This is a genomic window from Brevibacillus sp. NRS-1366 (assembly GCF_050467985.1).
Map to the genome: position 1 here is coordinate 1 of NZ_JBITPN010000080.1, position 1,004 is coordinate 1,004.

Sequence of the window (1,004 nt, forward strand, 5' to 3'; positions counted from 1 at the left end):
GTGAACTACCCTCCACCTACGCTAACGCTTAGAGGTGGGGGCTTCTAAGGTAATCGCACATAACGGTACGAAATTGACTTAGCTATCGAGCCTGAACCATGCTCTATATGATTGATGCGGTTTTACGTCAATGCTAACAGGCGTAATCCCTCGTTTTTGATATTGATTGAGGCATTCCAATCTCTGTCCGCCACAAAACCACATTCACAGTGGTAGGTACGCTCAGAAAGGGATAGAGATTCCTTTACTTGACCACAACATGAGCAAGTTTTAGACGAAGGAAACCACTTATCTATTTTGATAAGCTTCTTACCCTGTTCGGCTAACTTGTAATGAAGGAGTGTAGTAAACATGCCCCATGCATTATCAGCGATACTTTTCCCAAAGTTAAGGGCTTGTGACATTCCTTTCATGTTAAGGTCTTCCATTACTACGCAATCATACGTATTAGCGAGATGATATGACTTTTTATGGAGAAAGTCTTTGCGTTGATTCGCAATTTTCTCGTGAATCTTTGCAACAATCATCCTTTGTTTATTCCAACGTGAAGAACCTTTCTTACGTCTGGATAGAATTCGTTGGGCTTTTGCTAATCTATCTAATGTTTGGCGATAGAATCGAGGGTAATTGGCTTTCTCACCCTTACTATCGACATACAGTTCAGCCATTGCAAAATCTAATCCAACAACCGTTTCTATTTCTTTTGGAATCATCTCAACATCATATTCAGTCAGAATTGACACGTAATATTTTCCTGTCGGTGTCATCGAGATCGTACATGACTTAATCATGTGCTCAGCAGGAATTTCTCTGTGTTGTTTTATCTTCACAAGTTTGAGTTTCGGTAATTTGATATGACCATTCATAAGCATAATGTTTCCGTTTACAACATTGGTTGTATAGGATTTTCTCGCCTTTTTACTTTTGAATGTAGGGAAGTCAGCAGTTCCACTAAAAAAGTTTTTGTAAGCCGTCTGCAAGTTGATCTGAGCGTTTGCCAAAGC

1 protein-coding gene is annotated in these 1,004 nt (G+C 39.7%); it reads right to left on the bottom strand.

Annotation, left to right across the window (positions count from 1 at the left end; genetic code table 11):
• Window positions 1–122: 122 nt before the first annotated feature.
• The coding region (locus ACIFQN_RS35700) for an RNA-guided endonuclease TnpB family protein (protein ID WP_429837787.1) at window positions 123–1,004 on the bottom strand (882 nt) is incomplete at its 5' end.